The sequence below is a fragment of the Sphingobium sp. FG11 genome (assembly GCF_057809915.1).
In genome coordinates, this window is the sequence record NZ_JBMDKW010000001.1 from 1 (window position 1) to 19,881 (window position 19,881).

The 19,881-nt window shown below is 68.7% G+C and carries 25 protein-coding genes; 21 read left to right on the plus strand and 4 right to left on the minus strand.

What is annotated here, in order from left to right; genetic code table 11:
* Position 1 precedes the first annotated feature (1 nt).
* Both lnt and ACODSN_RS00010 read right to left on the minus strand, forming a co-directional pair.
* The gene (gene lnt, locus ACODSN_RS00005; protein WP_489052583.1) at positions 2 to 1,567 is read right to left on the minus strand and encodes an apolipoprotein N-acyltransferase; all 1,566 of its coding nucleotides are present in this window, start codon (positions 1,565 to 1,567) and stop codon (positions 2 to 4) included.
* Between the two features lie 11 nt (positions 1,568 to 1,578).
* On the minus strand, positions 1,579 to 2,214 hold the full coding sequence (locus tag ACODSN_RS00010; RefSeq protein WP_489052146.1) for a YqaA family protein: 636 nt from the start codon (positions 2,212 to 2,214) through the stop codon (positions 1,579 to 1,581).
* A 147-nt stretch (positions 2,215 to 2,361) separates the two neighbouring features.
* On the opposite strand from ACODSN_RS00010, the gene ACODSN_RS00015 reads away from it, so the two are divergent.
* Positions 2,362 to 3,138: a hypothetical protein gene (locus ACODSN_RS00015; protein WP_489052147.1), complete on the plus strand. Its 777-nt coding sequence runs from the start codon at positions 2,362 to 2,364 to the stop codon at positions 3,136 to 3,138.
* Between the two features lie 21 nt (positions 3,139 to 3,159).
* Here the strand turns inward: ACODSN_RS00015 and chrA are convergent, their stop codons facing one another.
* On the minus strand, positions 3,160 to 4,440 hold the full coding sequence (gene chrA / locus ACODSN_RS00020; protein ID WP_489052148.1) for a chromate efflux transporter: 1,281 nt from the start codon (positions 4,438 to 4,440) through the stop codon (positions 3,160 to 3,162).
* 331 nt (positions 4,441 to 4,771) lie between these two features.
* Between chrA and ACODSN_RS00025 the strand changes: the two genes are divergently transcribed.
* The 13 genes from ACODSN_RS00025 (at position 4,772) to ACODSN_RS00085 (ending at position 14,438) form a co-directional block, all read left to right on the plus strand.
* Positions 4,772 to 5,377 (plus strand): hypothetical protein, encoded by a 606-nt coding sequence (locus tag ACODSN_RS00025; RefSeq protein WP_489052149.1) that lies wholly within the window; start codon positions 4,772 to 4,774, stop codon positions 5,375 to 5,377.
* The gene (locus ACODSN_RS00030; RefSeq protein WP_489052585.1) at positions 5,377 to 6,693 is read left to right on the plus strand and encodes a DNA-packaging protein; all 1,317 of its coding nucleotides are present in this window, start codon (positions 5,377 to 5,379) and stop codon (positions 6,691 to 6,693) included. Before ACODSN_RS00025 ends, ACODSN_RS00030 begins: the two co-directional genes overlap by 1 nt.
* A gap of 83 nt (positions 6,694 to 6,776) precedes the next feature.
* A complete protein-coding gene (locus ACODSN_RS00035) occupies positions 6,777 to 7,115 on the plus strand; it encodes a hypothetical protein (protein WP_489052586.1) in 339 nt (112 codons plus the stop codon).
* 97 nt (positions 7,116 to 7,212) lie between these two features.
* Positions 7,213 to 8,346, plus strand: a complete 1,134-nt coding sequence (locus ACODSN_RS00040; protein WP_489052151.1) for a phage portal protein — start codon at positions 7,213 to 7,215, stop codon at positions 8,344 to 8,346.
* Positions 8,343 to 8,663, plus strand: coding sequence for a DUF6127 family protein (locus tag ACODSN_RS00045; RefSeq protein ID WP_489052153.1), 321 nt, complete (start codon positions 8,343 to 8,345; stop codon positions 8,661 to 8,663). Before ACODSN_RS00040 ends, ACODSN_RS00045 begins: the two co-directional genes overlap by 4 nt.
* Positions 8,660 to 9,067, plus strand: coding sequence for an HK97 family phage prohead protease (locus ACODSN_RS00050; RefSeq protein WP_489052155.1), 408 nt, complete (start codon positions 8,660 to 8,662; stop codon positions 9,065 to 9,067). Before ACODSN_RS00045 ends, ACODSN_RS00050 begins: the two co-directional genes overlap by 4 nt.
* A gap of 79 nt (positions 9,068 to 9,146) precedes the next feature.
* On the plus strand, positions 9,147 to 10,265 hold the full coding sequence (locus ACODSN_RS00055) for a phage major capsid protein (protein WP_489052157.1): 1,119 nt from the start codon (positions 9,147 to 9,149) through the stop codon (positions 10,263 to 10,265).
* Positions 10,266 to 10,343: 78 nt separating this feature from the next.
* Positions 10,344 to 12,884: a tail fiber domain-containing protein gene (locus ACODSN_RS00060; protein ID WP_489052159.1), complete on the plus strand. Its 2,541-nt coding sequence runs from the start codon at positions 10,344 to 10,346 to the stop codon at positions 12,882 to 12,884.
* Positions 12,871 to 13,047 (plus strand): hypothetical protein, encoded by a 177-nt coding sequence (locus ACODSN_RS00065; protein WP_489052161.1) that lies wholly within the window; start codon positions 12,871 to 12,873, stop codon positions 13,045 to 13,047. Before ACODSN_RS00060 ends, ACODSN_RS00065 begins: the two co-directional genes overlap by 14 nt.
* Positions 13,044 to 13,322 (plus strand): phage fiber-tail adaptor protein, encoded by a 279-nt coding sequence (locus tag ACODSN_RS00070; protein WP_489052162.1) that lies wholly within the window; start codon positions 13,044 to 13,046, stop codon positions 13,320 to 13,322. Before ACODSN_RS00065 ends, ACODSN_RS00070 begins: the two co-directional genes overlap by 4 nt.
* Positions 13,322 to 13,843, plus strand: coding sequence for a head-tail connector protein (locus tag ACODSN_RS00075; RefSeq protein WP_489052164.1), 522 nt, complete (start codon positions 13,322 to 13,324; stop codon positions 13,841 to 13,843). Before ACODSN_RS00070 ends, ACODSN_RS00075 begins: the two co-directional genes overlap by 1 nt.
* Positions 13,840 to 14,043: a hypothetical protein gene (locus ACODSN_RS00080; protein WP_489052166.1), complete on the plus strand. Its 204-nt coding sequence runs from the start codon at positions 13,840 to 13,842 to the stop codon at positions 14,041 to 14,043. Before ACODSN_RS00075 ends, ACODSN_RS00080 begins: the two co-directional genes overlap by 4 nt.
* Positions 14,040 to 14,438 carry a DUF3168 domain-containing protein gene (locus tag ACODSN_RS00085; protein WP_489052168.1) on the plus strand — a complete coding sequence of 133 codons (399 nt, stop codon included), beginning with the start codon at positions 14,040 to 14,042 and terminating at the stop codon, positions 14,436 to 14,438. The genes ACODSN_RS00080 and ACODSN_RS00085 overlap by 4 nt, the downstream gene beginning before the upstream one ends.
* Before the next feature lie 18 nt (positions 14,439 to 14,456).
* Here ACODSN_RS00085 and ACODSN_RS00090 read toward each other — a convergent pair whose 3' ends face one another.
* Positions 14,457 to 14,780, minus strand: a complete 324-nt coding sequence (locus ACODSN_RS00090; protein WP_489052170.1) for a hypothetical protein — start codon at positions 14,778 to 14,780, stop codon at positions 14,457 to 14,459.
* Between the two features lie 55 nt (positions 14,781 to 14,835).
* Between ACODSN_RS00090 and ACODSN_RS00095 the strand changes: the two genes are divergently transcribed.
* From ACODSN_RS00095 to ACODSN_RS00125, 7 genes are read left to right on the plus strand one after another with little or no spacing between them, the layout of a single operon-like run.
* The gene (locus tag ACODSN_RS00095) at positions 14,836 to 15,243 is read left to right on the plus strand and encodes a phage tail tube protein (RefSeq protein WP_489052172.1); all 408 of its coding nucleotides are present in this window, start codon (positions 14,836 to 14,838) and stop codon (positions 15,241 to 15,243) included.
* On the plus strand, positions 15,240 to 15,551 hold the full coding sequence (locus ACODSN_RS00100) for a gene transfer agent family protein (protein ID WP_489052174.1): 312 nt from the start codon (positions 15,240 to 15,242) through the stop codon (positions 15,549 to 15,551). The genes ACODSN_RS00095 and ACODSN_RS00100 overlap by 4 nt, the downstream gene beginning before the upstream one ends.
* On the plus strand, positions 15,548 to 15,745 hold the full coding sequence (locus ACODSN_RS00105) for a phage tail assembly chaperone (protein WP_489052176.1): 198 nt from the start codon (positions 15,548 to 15,550) through the stop codon (positions 15,743 to 15,745). Before ACODSN_RS00100 ends, ACODSN_RS00105 begins: the two co-directional genes overlap by 4 nt.
* Before the next feature lie 19 nt (positions 15,746 to 15,764).
* On the plus strand, positions 15,765 to 16,322 hold the full coding sequence (locus tag ACODSN_RS00110) for a tail tape measure protein (RefSeq protein ID WP_489052178.1): 558 nt from the start codon (positions 15,765 to 15,767) through the stop codon (positions 16,320 to 16,322).
* A complete protein-coding gene (locus ACODSN_RS00115; protein ID WP_489052180.1) occupies positions 16,319 to 18,649 on the plus strand; it encodes a DUF2460 domain-containing protein in 2,331 nt (776 codons plus the stop codon). The genes ACODSN_RS00110 and ACODSN_RS00115 overlap by 4 nt, the downstream gene beginning before the upstream one ends.
* Positions 18,646 to 19,473, plus strand: a complete 828-nt coding sequence (locus tag ACODSN_RS00120; RefSeq protein ID WP_489052182.1) for a DUF2163 domain-containing protein — start codon at positions 18,646 to 18,648, stop codon at positions 19,471 to 19,473. Before ACODSN_RS00115 ends, ACODSN_RS00120 begins: the two co-directional genes overlap by 4 nt.
* Positions 19,470 to 19,880: an NlpC/P60 family protein gene (locus tag ACODSN_RS00125; RefSeq protein ID WP_489052184.1), complete on the plus strand. Its 411-nt coding sequence runs from the start codon at positions 19,470 to 19,472 to the stop codon at positions 19,878 to 19,880. The genes ACODSN_RS00120 and ACODSN_RS00125 overlap by 4 nt, the downstream gene beginning before the upstream one ends.
* The last annotated feature ends 1 nt before the right edge of the window (position 19,881 follow it).

A 19,881-nucleotide genomic window follows, 5' to 3' on the forward strand; every position in this document is an offset into this window, starting at 1 on the left:
TTTATGTGCCTCGATAGCGCCTGACCCACCCCAAAGCAATGCCAAGCAGAAGCAATGCCACCATGAAGATGGCGGGCGCGCGATTTCCGGCGCGGGAAAATATCGTCGGAGGGAGAGCAGGCGGCAGGCCGGTGTCGAGGAAGCCAGCGCGGCCCAGGCCGAGTGCATGGCGGATTTGGCCTCTGGCGTCGATGACGGCCGAAACCCCGGTCGGCGTCGAGCGGATGATCGGCAATCCTTCCTCTATCGCGCGGAGGCGGGCTTGCGCGAGATGCTGGACCGGCCCCCAACTGCCGAACCAGGCGTCGTTGGAAGGGTTGAAGAGGAAAGCGGGGCGGTTTGCGGGATCGATAACCTGGCCGGAAAAAATGATTTCGTAGCAGATCTGGACGCCCATTTTCATCGCGGGACGCCCGAGGGCGGCGGGGAGATTGAGGCTGCGCGGGCCGGGGCCGGGCCAGAAATCCGCGTCGCCCGGAACGAGGCGGGACAGGCCGAGCGGCTGAAGGAAGGACCGCATGGGGAGATATTCGCCATAGGGGACGAGATGCGACTTGTCGTAGCGGGCGGCGATGCGGGCATCAGGAGTCACGACCCAAAGGCTGTTGTTCGCGCCCGCAAGGACGCGGTCGAGGTACAGGCCTTTATCGACTTGTTTGTAGTAGATTTTATCGGCGCCGGTCATCAGCAGATCGCCGGGGCCGAGCAGGCTCGCCAGCCGGTCGCGCCATTCGGGTTCCATGTCGAGATAGGCGGGGATCGCGGCTTCGGGCCAGAATATGAGGCGGGGGGCGGCGCGTGAGGCGCCGGTCAGGGCGGCGAGGGTGCGAAAATGTTCCGCTTCGCGGGTGGGTGAATATTTTTCGCCTTGGCCGATATTGGGCTGGACCACGCGGATTCGCGGCGCGCCCGGGAGCGCGGGCGATGATCCTGCGACCATGCCCCACAAAGCAATAACGCAGAGCGGCAGCAGGATCGCGGCGGCGGGCACGAACCGGCTCCGGCTGGCGAGGATGAGGGCACCTGCGGCCAATATGACCAATGCGCCAAGGCCATAGGTGCCGATGATCGTCGCCGCGATGGCGATTCCCGTGGGCAGCAGGACGGCGCCGAGCGGGTTCCAGGCAAAGCCGGTGAAGGCGGAGGCGCGCAGATATTCAGTCGCGATCCAGAAGGCCGCGAAAATGAGGATGAGCGAGAGCGGCGCGGCGGCGCTTCGCAGGCGCCGGTTAATCCACCAGGCTGCGAGCGTGGCGAGGCCGGGATAGACAGCGAGATAGAGCGACAGCAGGACGACCGCGCCATAGCCGAACCAGTGCGGCATCGCGTCCTGAAAGGTGAAGGCGTGGGCGATCCAGTTGAGGCCGAGGGTGAACTGGCCGAGACCGAACAGCCAGCCGCGCGTGAAGGCGGCGCGGCGGTCTGGCGCGGCTTCAAGCAGGAGCAGCAGGGCGCAAAAGCAGAAGATCGCGACTGGCCAGAGCGAGAGTGGTGCGAAGCCTGTCGCCGACAGGAAGCCGGCGATCAGCGCCGCGATTTTAGGATGCCGTAGAAGGATCGCCTGCATCGCGGCGGGAATCAGCGCAGGGTCGCCATGGTGGCGTGGCTGCACAAATCATCCTTCTTGCCGCCGCCCGACAGCATCGATGCGCCGACAAATCCGCCCACGATCAGGACAAGGAACAGCGCGGAAAGCGGGGCGAGATATTTTTCGATGAAGGGTTTGATGGTCGCGCCGAATTTCCAGAACAACAGGCCGACGATCATGAACTGGAACGCGCGGCTGACGATGCTGGCCCATAGGAAGGTGAAGATCGACAGACCGACGAAGCCGGCGGTGATCGTGATCAGCTTGAACGGGATCGGCGTCGCGCCTTTGATCAGGATGATTTCCGCGCCATATTGCCGCAGATAGCAGGCGGCGACGGGGAATTTGGCGGACAGGCCCAGAGCGGCGAGAATTTGCTGTCCGACCGCTTCGTAGAGGAAATGGCCGATCGCGTAGCCGAGCAATCCGCCGAGGACGGAGGCGAGAGTGCAGATGATGCCGAAGCGGATCGCGCGTTCCGGGCGGGCGAGGCACATCAGGCCGAGCAGGGGATGGGGAGGAATCGGAAAAAAGCTCGATTCCAGAAAGCTGAAGGCGAAAAGCCAGCGTTCGGCATGGGGGTGGGCCGCTTTGGCGAGCATCCATTGGTAGAGCCGGGTAAGCATCGGGCGTGGGCCTAGCGGAGATCGTTTCGGGCCGCCAGCGCTTTCGGGCGGCTGGTCGGGCGACGGCGTTGACGATCGGGTGACGTCTGGGCAAGACCCTGCCTGCCATCCCGTCCTGCCTGCCCAACCCTGTCCGATCGGCGTTATGTGAACCAATATCCCCTGACCTGGCGGAAAATACGCGAACGAATCGGCGGTTTTGCGTTCGCGCTGGTGCTCAATCTGCTGTTGTTGCTGGCCCTGTTCACGCTGGCCCCGCACACGACGCCGCCGCCGGAGGAGGATCGCAATCCGGTGACGTTCGAGATGGCGCCCGCGCAAAAGGCGGAGAAGAAGCAGGCGAAGGCGGCCAAGCGCGCCGAAAAGCGCGAGGCGAAGAGCGTCGCGCCGCCGGTGGTCCAGCCCAGGCCGGTCCGCAAGCCCGTGGAATTGCCGCGATTGCCGCTCCCCTTCGTGACGCTGGACAGCAAGGCGATGGCGGCGGCGGACATCGGCAAGATGGCGAAATCGGATGCGGCGGCGGGCAGCGGCGCCAGCGGGAACAGCGGCGCGGTGGCCGGGCCGGGCGAGGGACCGGGCGGGGTGCAATTGTTCAACGCCGAATGGTATCGGCGGCCGACCAATGCGGAACTGTCGCCGTTCCTGCCCGCCAATGGACCGGCGCGCGGGTGGGGCATGGTCGCGTGCAAGACGGTCGATCATTATCATGTCGAAAATTGCCAGATATTGGGCGAATCGCCGCTGGGGTCGGGGCTTGCGCGCGCGGTGCGGCTGGCGGCATGGCAGTTTCTGGTGCTGCCGCCGCGCGTCAATGGCAAGCAGATGGTCGGAAGCTGGGTGCGGATCAGGATCGATTATACCCAGACTCCGGCGCGCGGCGCGGGTGACGGCGGCGAAGAGGCTGGCGGCGACGGGGGGCAGTGAGCCGACCCCGCGACACGATTATCAAAACAGATGCGCGAGCAGCGCCGCACCGGCGCAGAGCGCGAGCGTGCCGGGGACGCCGAGCCGGGTCCTGAACAGCAGGAAAAAGGCGAGCAGTGTAAGGACGAGCGCGAGCGGATCGAGGCTGCGCGGATCAGGAAGTTGGGGACGCAACGGCCCGGCTTCGACCGTGACGACCCGGCGGAACAGCAGGTGCAGCGCGAACCAGACCGACAGGTTGGCGATGACTCCGACCACGGCGGCGGTGATCGCGGCTAGGCCGCCCTGCAACCGGCGGGCATGGGACAGGCGCTCGATCCACGGCGCGCAGGCGAAGATGCCAAGGAAGCTGGGGGCGAAGGTGGTCCAGGTCGTGACCGCCGCGCCCAGGATGCCCGCGAGCATCGGCGAAAAGGGCGCGGGCGCGCGATAAGCGCCGAGGAAGCCGACGAACTGCGTCACCATGATGAGCGGTCCCGGCGTGGTTTCGGCCAGGCCGAGGCCATCGGCCATTTCTCCGGCGCTGAGCCAGTGATGCGCCTGCACCGCTTCCTGCGCCATATAGGCGAGCACGGCATAAGCGCCGCCGAAGGTCACGACGCCGAGTTTCGAGAAGAAAGCGCCGATCGCGAACAGCGGGTGATCGGGGCCGAGCAGGAGCGCGAGAAGCAGCATCGGCGCGGCCCAGATCGCCGCCCAGAGCGCGATGGTCGCGAGCGTGGCGGCGAGCAGGGATCGACGCGATTGCGTGGGCGGCTGCGGGGCCAGCGTCTTGAGGCGGAGCCAGTGCGGCGCGAAGGCGGCGACGGCCATGCCGATCAGGCCCGCGCCCAGCACCACGAGCGGGAACGGCAGAGCGAACAGGAACAGGGCGGCAAAGGAGAGGATGGCGAGCAGGATCTGAAGCGGGCTTTTGAGCGCGCGGCCGCCGATTCGCAGCAGCGCCTGCGCCACCAGCGCCAGCACCGCCGCCTTGATTCCCAGGAACAGGGCGGCGAACCAGCCGAGATGGGCGGCCTGCACATAAAGGATCGACAGGCCGAGCATGACGAGCGCACCCGGCAGGACGAATAGCCCGCCACCGACAAGGCCACCGCGCACGCCATGCAGCCGCCAGCCGATATAGGTGGCGAGTTGCTGGGCTTCCGGCCCCGGCAACAGGTGGCAGAAATTGAGCGCTTGAAGAAAGCGATCCTCGCTGATCCAGTCGCGATCGTCGACCAGTTCCTTGTGCATCAGGGCGATTTGCCCCGCTGGGCCGCCGAAGCTGAGCAGGCCGATGCGCGTGAACACGCGGGTCATCTGTTGAAAGGAAGGTTCGGATATAAGTTCGGACATAAGTTCCCCGGCGGCGCGATGGCCGTGCATTGATCCGACGCTTGGGCGGGGAACGCCTGAACGGGAGGTCGCCTTGTCCCGTTGCATATAGTGCTGCCACAGCGGGGGTGGGCGCGCAAGTTGTCGTGCGGCGGTTGATATAAATAACCTATTTGGAACATTATTCTTGACATCGTCACGCTGTTCTGGCAGTTATTGGCACACTGAGAAATTGTGACTCGCCGGCGACGGCAAGGGGCTGATCCTGACGGGTCGGCCCTTTTGCGTTGGCGGGCGTGCAGGCAACGGGGGCGGTATGGCGAAGGACGAAAAGGGCGCGGCGCAAGGCAAGGCGCGGATTCGCAGCTTTACCGGAAAGGCGGGGGACGGGCAGGTCGAGCGGGCGCTGACCGTGACGGGGAGCCTGCGCAGCGGGGGCGTGAACGGGCCGCAGGTGAAGGCGATCCGCAAGAATGGGTGGACCCCGGCGCGGCGCACGCTGTTCATGGAGACGCTGGCGGCGACCTGCAACGTCAGCGAGGCGGCGCGGGTGGCGGGCAAGAATCTGTCGAGCGCCTATTATCAGCGCCGCCGCGATCCGGCCTTTGCCCGCGAATGGGGGCAGGCGCTGAGCGTGGGCTATGGCGAGCTGGAGGCGTTGCTGCTGCGCCAGTCGCTGTTCGGCAGCGAGCAGGAGGATGTGACGCTGGACGGCGAAGGCGTGGTCAAGAGCCGCAAGATCAGGCGGGGCCATCCCCATGTCGTGGGCGTGCGGCTGTTGCTGGCGCATCGCGGCGCGGCGGAGGCGGCGCGGGCGCAGGAAATGCGCGAGCAGCCGGACGGCGAGGATGCGATCGAGCGGCTGCGCGCCGCCTTGCTGGAGGTGCGGGCGCGGGTGATGCCCGGTGCGGCGGAGGAATGATGAGCGGCGGGGTTTCGGATTTCGAGCGGCTGGCGCTGTTGCCGCGCGACGAGCGCGAGCGGGTGCTGGCGGGGCTGGACGCGGCGGCGGCGGAGCGGCTGGCGGTCGAGTGGCGCTGGCATGCGCGGCCCGATCAACTGCCGCCGGACGGGCGCTGGCGCATCTGGCTGATGATGGCGGGGCGCGGCTTTGGCAAGACGCGGGCGGGGGCGGAATGGGTGCGCGCGGTGGCGGAAAGCGATCCGCGCGCGCGCATCGCCCTCGTCGGGGCGACGCTGGGCGAGGCGCGCAGCGTGATGGTGGAGGGCGCGTCGGGGCTGTTATCGATCGCGCCATGGTGGAACCGGCCCGCCTTCGCGCCCGCGCTACGCAAGCTGATCTGGCCCAATGGCGCGATGGCGACGCTGTATGGCGCGGCGGAGCCGGAGGCGTTGCGCGGGCCGCAGTTCAGCCATGGCTGGGCCGACGAGATCGCCAAATGGCCGGGCGGCGAGACCGCGTGGGACATGATGATGATGGGCCTGCGGCTGGGGCGCGACCCGCGCGTGCTGGCGACGACGACGCCGCGCCCGGTGCCGCTGGTGCGGGCGCTGGTGGCGCGGGACGGCGCGGATGTCGTGGTGACGCGGGGGCGGACGGCGGACAATGCGGCGCATCTGGCGGACGGCTTCGTCGCGGCGATGACGGCGAACTATGGGGGCACGCGGCTGGGGCGGCAGGAGCTGGACGGCGAACTGATCGAGGAGGCGGAGGGCGCGCTGTGGTCGCGCGACGCGATCGAGCGGTGCCGGGTCGCGCATGTGCCGGCGCTGGGGCGGGTCGTGGTGGCGGTCGATCCGCCAGCGTCGGCCCATGGCGATGCGTGCGGCATCGTGGTCGTGGGGAAGGGCGGCGACGGCCGCGCCTATGTGATCGCGGACGCGACGGTCGAGGGCCAGTCGCCCGAAGGCTGGGCGCGGGCGGTGGCGGCGGCGGCGGCGACCCATGGCGCGGACCGGGTGGTGGCCGAGGCGAATAATGGCGGGGCGATGGTGGAAAGCGTGTTGCGGGCGGCGGAGGAGACGCTGCCGGTGCGGCTGGTCCATGCGAGCCGGGGCAAGGTGGCGCGGGCGGAGCCGGTGGCGGCGCTGTATGAAGCGGGGCGGGTCGCGCATCGCGGCGCTTTTCCCCAGCTGGAGGACCAGATGTGCGGGCTGGTGCTGGGAGGTGGCTATGTCGGGCCGGGGCGCTCGCCCGATCGCGCCGACGCGCTGGTGTGGGCGCTGACCGAATTGATGCTCGGGCGCAGCGGGGATGCGCGCATTCGCGGCATCTGACACTTCGATGCGTAGGCGTAACGAGGGAACCGGCCGGGGCGTTCAGGCGTATGGCAGGCAGGAATTCAGCCAGGAGAATCATGATGAAGACCACCAAATGGATCGCGGCGCTGACCGGCCTGTCGCTGATGGCGGGGCCGGCCATGGCGGCGTCGCTGAACAGCAAGGACAGGGCGCGGGTGGCGCGCGCCTATCCCAAGGATCGCAGCGAAGTGCGCTATTGCCTGTTGCAGGCCAAGAAGGGTCGCGACCGGGGCACGGTGATCGGTGCGGCGGGCGGCGCGGGGGTCGGTGCGCTGGCGGGCGGCAATCTGGGCGAATCGCTGCTGGCGGGTGCGGCCGGGGCCGTAGCGGGCCGGGTGATCGGCAAGAGCGAGGGCACCAATTCGGCCTGCGACCGGGTGCTGCGGCGTAATCCCTGAAGATCGGGGGCGCTGACCTCCCGATCCTTTTAGCAAGCGGTTTTCACGATCCCTGCCCCGTTCGACCGGGGCGGGGATTTTTTTATGCGGGGTTTCCATGAAATGGTTCGGGACGAAAGCAGCGCGCGAGGATGCGCGGCCGGCGTTGGCGCGCGCCTGGGGCGCGGGCGCGGTATCGCTCGGGGAATGGCCCGCAAGCTATGAGGCGCAGATGCGCGCCGGGGTGATCGGCAATCCGGTGGCGCAGCGGGCGTTGCGGCTGGTGGCGGACGGAGCCGGGTCCTGCGCGCTGACGGCGAGCGGTGAGGAAGCGGCGCGCGCGCTCGCGCTCGTCAACCGGGCTTCGGCGGGGCAGAATCTGGTGGAGACGCTGGCGGCGCATCTGCTGTTGCACGGCAATGCCTATGTGCAGGTGATCGCCGGGGTGGACGGGACGCCCGCCGAACTGTTCGCGCTGCGGCCCGAGCGGGTATCGGTGGAGGCGGATGCGCGCGGCTGGCCGATGGCCTATCTCTATCGCGTCGGCGACAGCGTGACCCGGCTCTGTTCGGAGGATGGCGCGGGGCGCACGGCGGTGATGCACCTCAAATCGCTGCATCCGCTGGACGATCATTACGGGCTGGGCTGTGTCGGCGCGGCGGCTGGCGCGGTGGCGATCCACAATGCCGCGACGCTGTGGAACAAGGCGCTGCTCGACAATGCGGCGCGGCCTTCGGGCGCGATGGTTTATGATCCGGGCGACGGATCGGTGATGTCGCCCGAGCAGTTCGACCGGGTGAAGCGCGAGATGGAGGTCGCCTTTTCGGGTGCGGCCAATGCCGGGCGGCCGATGCTGCTGGAGGGCGGGCTGGACTGGAAGGCGATGAGCCTGACGCCCGCCGAGATGGATTTCGTGGGGCTGAAGGCGGCGGCGGCGCGGGAGATCGCGCTGGCGTTCGGGGTGCCGCCGATGCTGATGGGGCTGCCCGGCGACAATAGTTACGCCAATTATCGCGAGGCCAACCGGGCGCTGTGGCGGCAGTCGATCCTGCCGCTCGTCGGCAAGATCGGCGCGGGGCTGGCGCAGGGGCTGAGCGGTTGGTGGCCGGGCCTGACGCTGGGCGTCGATCTGGATAGCGTGCCCGCGCTGTCGGAGGAGCGGGCGGCGCTGTGGGAGCGGGTCGCGGCGGCGGATTTCCTGACCGCCGAAGAAAAGCGGGCGATGATCGGAATTGGGGAGGCGCAGCCGTGAAATATGATGGCGAGATGCTGGCGCGGCTGGTGGCGCAGGCGGAAGGGGTGCCCGGAGCCGGTGATATGGTGATGATCCGCGCGCTGATCGAGGAGGCGAGCGAGCTGGGCGCGGGGCGGGCTTTGGAGCGGCTGGGCTTAAGCGACCGGCGGGCCGAGGGCGACATGCGCGAATTGCGCGAACTGCTGGGCGCATGGCGGGATGCGAAGAAAGCGGCGCGGGGGGCGGTGGTCGGCTGGGCGGTGCGGATCGGGCTGGCGCTGGTGCTGCTGGGGATCGCGGTGAAGATGGGGCTGCTCGGGCTGGTGCGGGCATGAGCGGGGCGGGGGATGTGCGCTTTGCCGGCTATGCCGCCGTGTTCGACCGGGTGGATCGCGGTGGCGACGTGGTGCGGGCGGGGGCCTTTGCCGGGCTGGAGCCGGGGGGCGTGCCGCTGCTGTGGCAGCATGCGCCGGGCAGCGCGATCGGGACGGTCGAGCGGCTGGAGGAGGACGCGCGGGGCTTGCGCGTGATCGGGCGCGTGTCGGCGCGAACGGCGGCGGGGCGCGAGGCGGCGGCGGCGCTGAAGGCGGGGGCGCTCGACGGGCTGAGCTTTGGCTATCGGGTGCGCGCGGCGCGGGGAATGCGGCCGCGGGAACTGCTGGCGCTGGAACTGGTGGAGGTGAGTCTGGTGACGCACCCGATGCAGGATGCGGCGCGGGTGATCGCGGTGGAGGGTTAGACTTCGTCGCCCGGTTTGAAATTGCAGGGCGGTCCCGGTCGGGGCCGCCCTTTTTCGTGTTCACAAGCAGGAGATGCGTATGACGGACGGTGTTTTGGACAAGCTGGAGGGGGCGTTTGACGCGGTGCTTCAGGGGGAGCGGATTTCGGCTTTGGAGGCGGATTTGTCGGCGATGCGGGTGGCGATGCAGCGGCCTGCGCTCGATGGGGTGAAGGGGGGTAGCGTCGATCCGGCGCGGGCCAATTTTGTCGATCGCTATTTGCGGCAGGGGCATGAGGCGGGCGTGGAGCTGAAAAGCTTTTCGGGCGCGAGCGGCGCGGCGGGGGGCTATGCGGTGCCGCGCGAGATCGATCAGTTGATCGACGCGACGCTCAAGGGCATTTCACCGATCCGGGGCATCGCCAATGTCGTGCGGACGGGGACGGCGGGCTATCGCAAGCTGGTGACGTCGGGCGGGATCGTGTCGGGCTGGGCGAGCGAGACGGGCGCGCGGACCGAAACGGCGACGCCCGTGTTCAACGAGATCGCGCCGCCATCGGGCGAGCTTTACGCCAATCCGGCGGCGAGCCAGGCGATGCTCGACGATGCGCAGTTCGATGTCGAGGGCTGGCTGGCCGGAGAGATCGCCCGCGAGTTCGCGGCGGCGGAGGGCGCGGCCTTCATCACCGGCAACGGGACGAACAAGCCCAAGGGCTTTTTGACCTACACCGCCACCAATGAGGCGGACGGGGTGCGCGCGTTCGGATCGCTGCAATATGTGGCGTCGGGCGGGGCCGGGGCCTTTGCCGCGTCCAATCCGCAGGACCGGCTGATCGATCTGGTGCAGAGCCTGCGTGCGCCCTATCGTCAGGGGGCGAGCTTCGTCATGAATGCGGCGACGCTCGCCACCATCCGCAAGATGAAGACGAGCGACGGCGCGTTCCTGTGGCAGCCGTCGCTGAGCGCGGAACAGCCGGCGACGTTGCTGGGCTATCCGGTCGTGGAGGCGGAGGACATGCCCGATATCGCGGCGGGCAGCCTGTCGATCGCGTTCGGCAATTTCCAGGCTGGCTATGTGATCGCCGAGCGAAGCGAGACCAGCATCCTGCGCGATCCGTTCAGCAACAAGCCTTTCGTGCATTTCTACGCGGTCAAGCGGATCGGCGGCGCGGTGGCCAATTCCGAGGCGATCAAGCTGATGAAGTTCGCCGCGTCCTGATCCGCCCCACCGGCGGTTTGGTTGAAAGGGTGGGGGAGCGTCCGATGGGCGCTCCCCCTTTTTTGTTGGGGGACGGGCGTGGCGATCACCGATCTTGAGATGGCGGACCTGGTGCGGGAGGTCTGTTACGATATGGGCGCGGGGCCGCTGATATTGGGCGGGCCGCTGTCGGGCTATCGCGCCTTTGCCGATGCGGTGAGCGAGGGCGCGCAATTTCCCTATATGATCGTCGGCATCGCCGATCCCGCGCAGTGGGAAGCGGGCACGGGCGCGCTGGACGGCAGCGGGCGGCTGGTGCGGACGCCGGTTGCTTCGTCCGCTGGCGGTGGCGTGGTGGATTTTGGCGCGGGCGAGAAGCGGGTCGGGCTGGCGCTGCATAGCGGCTGGGCGGCGGCGGTGGAGGCGCATGGCCATGGCATCGCGGGCGTGGCCGGGCTGGGCGCGGCGCTGGCGGGCAAGCAGGAGGCGCATGCAAACCTGACGGCGATTGCGGGTCAGGCGAGCGCGGCCGACCAGTTGAGCTACTGGACCGGGGCGGGAACGGCCGGGATGACCGGGCTGGGTGCGCTGGGGCGCGGGCTGATCGGCGCTGTGGATGCTGCGGCGGCGCGGGGCGTGCTGGGGCTGGGGGCGATGGCGACGCAGCAGCCGGGCGCGGTGGCGATCAGCGGTGGCGCGATCAGCGGCATTACCGATCTGGCGGTGACCGATGGCGGCACCGGCGCGTCGAGCGCGGCGGCGGCGCGGGCCAATCTGGGCCTGTCCATCGGCAGCGATGTGCAGGCGCATGACGGGCAACTGGACGCCATCGCCGCGCTTGCGACGACATCTTTCGGACGCGGTGCGCTGGCGCGTGCCGATGCGGCGACGTTCCGCAGCTATATCGGTGCTGGGACCAGCAGCACGAGCGGCACGGTGACGAGCGTCGCGATGAGCGGCGGGACCAGCGGGCTGAGCATTTCGGGTGGGCCGGTCACGGGTGCCGGAACCATGACGCTGGGCGGCACGCTGGCGATCGCTAACGGGGGGACCGGATCGACCAGCGCAGGTTCGGCGCGCGCTGGTCTGGGGCTGGCGATCGGCGCGGACGTGCAGGGCTATAGCGCCAATCTGGCGGCCATTGCCGGGCTGACGACGGCGGCGGATCGATTGAGCTACTGGACCGGCGCGGGTGTGGCGGCGACCACGACACTGACAAGCTTTGGCCGCAGCCTTGTCGATGATCTCGACGCCGCCGCCGGACGGACGACGCTGGGCCTCGGGACGATGGCGGTGCAGGACGCCGCTGCGATAGCCATCAGCGGCGGATTCATCACCGGCATCACCGATCTCGCTGTCGCCGATGGCGGAACCGGGGCTTCCACCGCAGCGCAGGCGCGCACGAATTTGGGGCTGGGGACGATCGCGACGCAGGCCGCCAGCGCCGTGAATGTAACCGGAGGAACGATCGGCGGACTTTCGTCCCTTTCCGTCACCACCATCGGCGCCGGCGCGTCCGCCAATATCGCGGTGTCGGCGGACGCCGCGCAAAACAGCTTCGCCTATTTCAGTGCGACCGGACAGCGCTGGGCGTTTGGCCGGGCGGGCGGCGCGGAAACGGGCAGCGACGCGGGCAGCAATTTCGCGATCAATGCCTATAGCGATGCGGGGTCCTATAAGAATACGCCGTTTCAGATTACGCGATCCAGCGGCGTCGTGACGATGGGACTGGGCATTTCGGCGGCGCAGATCGCACCGCTGGCGACCAATTCCTATGCGCTGGGTACGTCGGCCCTGCGCTGGTCGGCGGTCTATGGTGTAGCGGGCGATTTTTCCGGGGCGATTTCATCCGGCGGTACGATCATCGGCAAAGGTCTGATCGCCAGTCGCATCGGTGACGCGGCCGACGCCAACATCAATTTTGCCGCCGATGTCGGACGGCTTTCCCAACTGGTTTTTTATTCCGGCGCGATTTCTGCAGCGGGCCTGCGCTGGGCCTTTGGCAAGAGCGGGACGGCAGAAAGCGGCGCGAACGCCGGTTCCAATTACTTCATCGCCCGTTATGCCGATGACGGGACGTCGCTGGGCACGGCCATCAGCATCATCCGTTCTACGGGCGAGACGTCGATTGGCGGCAATATCCTGCCGATTACCGATAATGCGCGGACGCTGGGCAGCAGTTCGTTCCGATGGAGCACCGTCTATGCGGGGAGCGGGACGATCAATACGTCAGACGCCCGGTTGAAGCGCGATATCGGCGGGGTCGGGGACGCGCTGCTCGACGTCTGGTCGAACGTGGGCTGGAGCCGCTATCGCTTCATCGACGCATGGGAGGCCAAGGGCGAAGGCGCACGCTGGCATATCGGCCTGATCGCGCAGCATGTGCGCGACGCCATCGATGCGCGGCTGGGCGAGGGTGCGGCGGTGACGCTGGGCCTTGTCTGTCACGATCGCTGGGACGCGCTGGACGAGCAGCGGGACGAGGGCGGCCATGTGACGCGGCTCGGCCGGGCGGCGGGGGACCGCTGGGGATTGCGCTATGAAGAATGCCTGGCCGTCGAGGCGGCCTGGCAGCGGCGTCGAATGGCGCGGATCGAGGCGCGGCTGGACGCGCTGGAGGCGCGCGATGTTGCAGGGTGACGTGCTGGGCGCGGGGGTGATCGGCGATATCCGCCTGTCCGAAACGAACCATCTTTGGACCGGGCCATGGCGCGTCGGGCTGCGGCCGGAACAGGCGCTGCGGATGCGTGGCGAAGCGCGGGTGGAGCGGCCGGAGGCCGACAGGGGGAGCAAAATCCGATGAGTCTGTATTTGAAGGACCCGCAAGGGCGGATCGATCATGCGATCGACTGGTCGGCCTATCTGGCCGGGCAGAGTCTGGTCGCGAGCAACTGGACGGTCAGCCCGGCGGAGGGCGGCGGCGTGGCGGTCGAGGCCGATGCGGTTGAGGGGCTGCGTAGCAGCGTCCGGCTGGGCGGTGGCCGGGTCGGGCGGCTGTACCGAATCACCAATCGCGTGACTTTGTCCGACGGGCAGGTGGACGAACGGTCGATCCATATAAGGGTGGAGGAACGCTGATGCTGGTGGAGCAGGAACAGGGCGCGGCGAGCGCGGCGCTGGCGGAACTCAAGGCCTATCTTCGGATCGAAACGAGCGCGGAGGACGCGGTGCTGGCGGGGCTGCTGCGCGGCGCGGGGGCCTTGTGCGAGCAATTTATCGGCCAGTGGCTCATCATCCGCGAGGCGCAGGAGACGGTGGCGGCGGATCGAAGCTGGCGGCGGCTGGCGGCGCGACCGGTGGTGGAGATTGTGTCGGTCGCGACGGGCGAGGGGCCTTTGGCGGCCGATGCCTATGCCATCGACATCGATGCGCAGGGCGAAGGCTGGGTCCGCGCGGCGCGGCCGGTGACGGACGGGCTGCTGACGGTGCGCTATCGGGCGGGGCTGGCGGCGGAGATGAACGGCCTGCCCGAAGCGATCCGGCAGGGGATCGTGCGACTGGCGGTGGAGCATTTTTCGGCGCGGGGCGGTGATGGCGCCGCGCCGCCCGCGGTGGTGAGCGCGCTGTGGCGGCCGTGGCGACGGATGCGGCTGGCATGAGGGCGATGGCGCGGCGGCTCGCGGGGCTGGCGGAGGCGCGGGCGGCGAGGCTGCGGGAGGCGGTTGCCCGCGCGATCGTGGCGCGCGGGGTCGCGGACGTAGCGATCGAGGGCGAGGATGTGCGCTTTTCCGGGCGGGGGCTGATGCGGCGGTGGATCGGCGATCTGGCGTTGCGGGAAGCGGGAAGGGGGGAGCGATGAGTGCGGAACTGGCGATACGCGGCGCGGTGATAGAGGCGCTGCGCGGTGACATGGCGCTGATGGACCGGCTCAACGGCCTGTTCGACGGCGCGCCGGTGCGGGCAAGCGCACCCTATGCGGTGGTCGGCGAATGTCTGGGCGCGGACTGGGGGGCGAAGGATGTGGACGGGCGCGAATTGCGCCTGACGATCAGCCTGCATGATGCCGGGCCGACGCCGGGGCGGCTGACGCCGATCATGGCGCGGATCGACCCGGTGTTGCGCGCGGCGCTGGCCCCGGCGGACGGATGGCGGATCGTCACCGCGCGGCTGCTGCGATCCCGCGTGGCGCGCAGCGGGGCGGACGCGTGGCAGGCGGTGGTGGATTATCGCCTGCGCGTGGTGCGGGAATTATGAGGGCGCGACAATCACCGCTCAGGGCGACTTGGCGTAATCCTCATATTCGGCGGTGATCTTGTCGACATATTCGGCGACCTGATCGTCCGCGTCCGACTGGCTGTCCTTGAGCGACATGCCGTCCGCCTTGTCGGCGGCGAGGATGGCGGTGCGGAAGGCGGTTTCCTTGTCGCCACACTTGGCCTTGAGCGTCTGTCCGAAGTCGGCGAGCGTCGTCTTCGCCTTGAGCGCGGGTTCGATCTGCGCCTCCAGGCAGGCCGAGAAGGTCTTGCGCCCGACGCCGACGGCATCGGCCGCAGGGGCGGTCGCGAGCATCATCGCGAGTGGCACGGCCATCATCATCTGAACCTCTCCTCATCCCAATTCTGGAACGTTTTATCTGTAAGGAGAATGCGCCATGGGCGTCGAAAAAGGAAGCGCGTTTCTGTTGAAAGTGGGCGATGGCGGGTCGCCGGTCGCTTATGCCACGGTGGCGGGGATGCGCACCACGCAACTGTCCGTCAATGGCGAGGCGGTGAACATCACCAGCAAGGATTCGGGCGGCTGGCGCGAATTATTGTCGGGCGCGGGTGTGCGATCGGTCAGCGTGTCGGCGGCGGGCATCTTCACCGGATCGGCGGCGGAGGTACGCATTCGCAACCATGCGCTGTCGGGCACGATCGACGATTATGAACTGAGCTTCGAAAGCGGCGAGCGGATGCAGGGCAAGTTCCTGGTCACGCGGCTCGACTATGCCGGGGACTATAATGGCGAGCGCAATTATGCGCTGAGCCTGGAAAGCTCCGGCGCGGTGGTGAGCCTGTGAGCGGCGCGAACCCGGTGCGGGGCGAAGTGGCGCTGGAGATTGGCGGGGCGCGGCTGGTGTTGCGGCCGAGCTTTGGCGCGCTGGTGGCGGCGGAAGAGGAACTGGGGCCGCTGTTCGCGCTGGTCGAGCGGGCGGCGGACGGGAAACTGACGCTGGGCGAGATGGCGGGGCTGTTCTGGCACTGCCTGGTCGAGAGTGATGCCGGTTTGACCCGCGAGGGGCTGGGCGAGGCGATCGTCGCGGTGGGGCTGGCGCGGGTGACGCCGGTGCTCAAGGCGATCTTGCAGCAGATATTGGCGGGAAAATGACGTGCTTTGCAGAGTGCGCGGCGCGGCTGGCCGGTGTGGCCGGCTGGCTGCTGGGCTGGCGGCCGCATGAATTCTGGCGGGCGACGCCGGTGGAACTGGCGGGCGTGCTGCTGGCGGCGCGCGGCGAGGATGCGGCGGGCGAGGGCGTGGACGGCGGCGAACTGGCGCGGCTGATGGCCGACATGCCCGACTGATCGGAACAGGGAGCGCGAGATGGACGAGGAAATCGAGACGCTGGTCGTGCGCGTGCGCGCCGACACGCAGGGGCTGAGCCGCGATGTCGATGCGATGCGCGCCGATATGGAAGGACCGCTGGCGGCGGGGGCCGAGCGGGCCGGGCGGCGGATCGAACAGGGGCTGTTGCGCGCGGCGCGGACCGGCAAGTTCGGGTTCGAGGATTTGAAGCGGATCGCGATCGGCGTGCTGGACGATATCGCGGCGAGCGCGCTCAAGACTGCGATGGGAAGTGTCGGCGGTGGTGGGGGGCTGCTCAATCTGGGGTCGTCGCTGCTGGGGTCGGCGCTGGGGCTGCCGGGGCGGGCGACCGGCGGGCCGGTGTCGCCGGGGCGGGCCTATATGGTCGGCGAGCGCGGGCCGGAAATGTTCGTGCCCACGGCGAGCGGCCAGGTGCTGGCGCATGGCGCTGGCGGCGGACGCGACGTGCGGGTGAGCATCGCGGTCAACGGGCGCGGCGGAGACAGCGAGCCAAGATTGCTGGCGCGCAGCGCGCGGCAGGTGGCGCGGGCGGTGAGGGGAGCGCTGAACGGATGAGCGGGATCGATTACTGGCTGGCGGATTCGCGGCAGGGGCAGGAGACGCGCTTCATGAAGCGGTTCGCGCCGACGCACTGGACCGTCAATTTCCCACGGCCGATGATGGCGAGCGTCGTCACGACCGCGCCGGATGCGCTGCGGGTCGATTGCGTCTTTTATGGGTCGGGCGATCTGGCGGGGCTGATCTGGGAAGCGGAGGACAAGTGGAGCCATCCCCTGCTGGCCTATGAGACGGCGCGGGATTTTCGCCAATGCGAGCTGCGGTTCCGCTGGCGCAGCGGGGGGCTGCGGCGGCTGGACGAGACGCACGGGCCGACGCTGACGATCGAGGGGCGCGACGCGGCGGGGGAACCGCGCGCCTGGTATGTGCGGTTGTGGAACTATGCGAGTGGGTCGCCGGAAGATGCGGAAATAAAGCTGGATTTTTCCGATCTGGATGGCGGGTTCCTGTTGCCGGGCGAGGCAGATCCGGTGTGGGCGGGCGATGTCGATCGCATGTTCATTTCGCTGGTCGCGCCGGATTATAATGCGGGGGATATGCCCTTTGCCATGGGGGCGGAGGGCTGGGCGGAACTGTCGCAGATGCGGTGCGACGGGGCGGGATCGGTGCTGGCGGTGGGCGATGTCATGCTGCCCGAACATGGCCTCTGCATGGCGACCGGCTATGATGATGGCTTCAACCAGACGCCCGAGCGGGTGGTCGCGGCGATTCATGCGCTGGGCTATCGCGGGGCGATCAACCATTATGTCGGCATGAGCCATTATTTCCGGCTCGAACGGGCAGGCGGCGGACTCTATGTCAGTCTCGCGGGCGGGGTGCTGAATGCACCCTGCGCGGCGTGGCATGATGATTTCGCGCGGCGGGCCAGGGCGCTGGGGCTGGGGGTGATCTGGTCGCTTTCCTATGAGTTGTTCGATGCGCATTGCTGGAACGACTGGAAGCAGCGGGCGGAAAATGGCGATCCGGCGCTGACCGGATGGTCGCCGCCATCGACTTTGCTGTCGCCGGCCCATGGCGGGGCAATGGCTTATTTGCAGGCGGTTGCCGGAGCCTTTGTTTCCATAGGTTTGGGCGCCGACTTGCCGATCCTGTTTCAGGTCGGGGAGCCATGGTGGTGGGTGATGCCGGGCGACGGGCGCATCTGCCTGTATGATGACGCGACGCGGGCGGCGTTCGGCGGCAGTCCGGTGGTGATTACGGACGTGCGCGGAACCATGAGTGCGCCGCAAAAGGCTTTGCTGGATGCGGCGGGCGCGTTGCTGGCGGCGTCGACGGCGGCGCTGTGCGCGGCGGTGAAGGCGGCGGCGGCCGATGCGGTGACGCATCTTCTGGCGTATCTGCCGACGATCCTTGACCCGCTCGCGCCCGAAGCCAAGCGCGCTAACATGCCGGTCGGCTGGGCGTCGCCCGCTTTCGACGTGCTGCAACTGGAAGATTATGACTGGGTGACGGAGGGGCGGCCGGGGCAGACGGCGCTTGGCGTGGCGCTGGCGACGGCGCGGCTGGGCTATCCGATCGCGGAACAGCATTATTTTTCCGGCTTCGTGCTGCGGCCCGATCAGGCGGCGCAGTGGCGCGAGATCGCGGCAGCGGCGCAGGCGTCGGTGGAGCGCGGCACGGCGGCGACCTTCATCTGGGCGCTGCCGCAGGTCGCGCGCGATGGCTTTACCTGTTTCAGATTGAGTGGGGACGAGGATATGCAAGCCTTTGACGATGTGGCGTTTCCGCTGGCGATCGGGCGCGAGGCGAGCCTGTCGCCGGCTTTTTCGACGCAGATTGTCGAAAGCCCGTCCGGGCATGAGCGGCGGAGCAGCGACTGGGCCGATGCACGGCTGTCGTTCGACGCCGGGCCGGGGGTACGATCGGAGGCGGACATCGCCGCGCTGATTACGTTCTTTCGGGCGCGGCGCGGGGCGGCAAAGGGGTTTCGCTTTACCGATCCCTATGACGACCGCAGTTGCGATCATGGCGATACGCCGTCGCCGATCGACCAGCGGCTGGGGATTGGCGACGGGGCGCGGACGAATTTCCAGCTGACGCGCTATTATGGCGACGGGGAAGAGGCGCAGAGCCGGATCGTCACGCGGCCGGTGGCGGGGACGATCAGGGTCGCGGTGGATGGCGTCGAGGCGCTGAGCGGATGGAGCCTTGGCGCGCTGGGCGTCATTGCGTTCGATCATGCGCCGGTGGCGGACGCGGTGCTGACCGCCGGGTTCCGGTTCGACGTGCCGGTGCGCTTTGCGGAGGACCGGCTGGACATCAACCGCGCGACCTTTGCGGCGGGCGAGGCGCCATCGGTGCCGCTGGTGGAGATCCGCGAATGAGCGGCGGGGACAGTCTCGAAGAGATATTGGGCAAGCCGCTGTGCACGCTCGCCTTTTGCTGGCGGCTGGAGCGGCGGGACGGGATCAGCATCGGGCTGACCAGCCATGATCGCGACCTTGTGATCGACGGGATGCGCTATCGCGCCGCGCCGGGGATGCGACCGGCGGCGGTGCGCGGCGGGATCACGGCGGAGGGCGGCGATACCGATGTCGAGGGCGCGCTGGTGGCGGATGCGATCAACGAGGCCGACCTGACCGCCGGTCGCTGGGACGGGGCGGCGCTGGAATTGCGGCTGACCGAGTGGGAGTCGCCGGGCGCGCTGTGGCTGTTGCTGGCGCGGGGCGAACTGGGCGCGGTCGGGCGCAAGGGCGGGGCGTTCACCGCCGAATTGGTGGGCGCGGCGGCGGTGCTGGGGCAGGCGGTCGCGCCGTCGACCTCGCCCGATTGTCGCGCGGCGCTGGGGGACCGGCAGTGCCGGGTCGATCTCGCCGGGCGGCGGCGGATCGTGACGGTCGCCGGGATCGAGGGAGCGGATATGGCGGTTTCGGGGCTGGTGGCGGGCCATTATGCCTTTGGCACGTTGCGCTGGCTGAGCGGAGCGAATGGCGGCATCGTGCAGGGCGTGGCCGATAATGCCGCGGATGGCGTGATGCTGGTCGATCCGCCGCCATTCGCGGTCGAGCCGGGGACGCTGGCGCTGCTGACCGAAGGGTGCGACGGGCAGATGGAGACCTGCGCCACCCGCTTTGCCAATGCGCTGAATTTCCAGGGCGAGCCGTATCTGCCGGGCACCGACCTTTTGACGCGCTATCCCGGCGCATGAGCGGCGACATGCTGGGCGCGGCGGTGGCCGCGCAGGCGCGCGGGCTGATCGGCGTGCCGTTTCGCCTGCATGGCCGGGACGAGCGGCGGGGGCTGGATTGCGTCGGGCTGGCGGCGCTGGCTTTTGAGCGCGCCGGGTATCGCGGCGCATTGCCCCCGGCCTATGGGCTGCGGCTGAACGATGTCGCGCGGGTCCGGGCGTGGCTGGCGGCGGCGGGGCTGGCCGAGGTCGGGGATATGCGACCGGGCGACTTGCTGCTGGTGCGGCCGGGGCCGGTGCAACTGCATCTGATGATCGCCGTGCCGGACGGCTTTGTCCACGCCCATGCGGGGCTGGGCCGGGTGGTGGAATGTCCCGGCGCTTCGCCCTGGCCGGTGATCGGCATCTGGCGCACAATCGAGGAGTGAA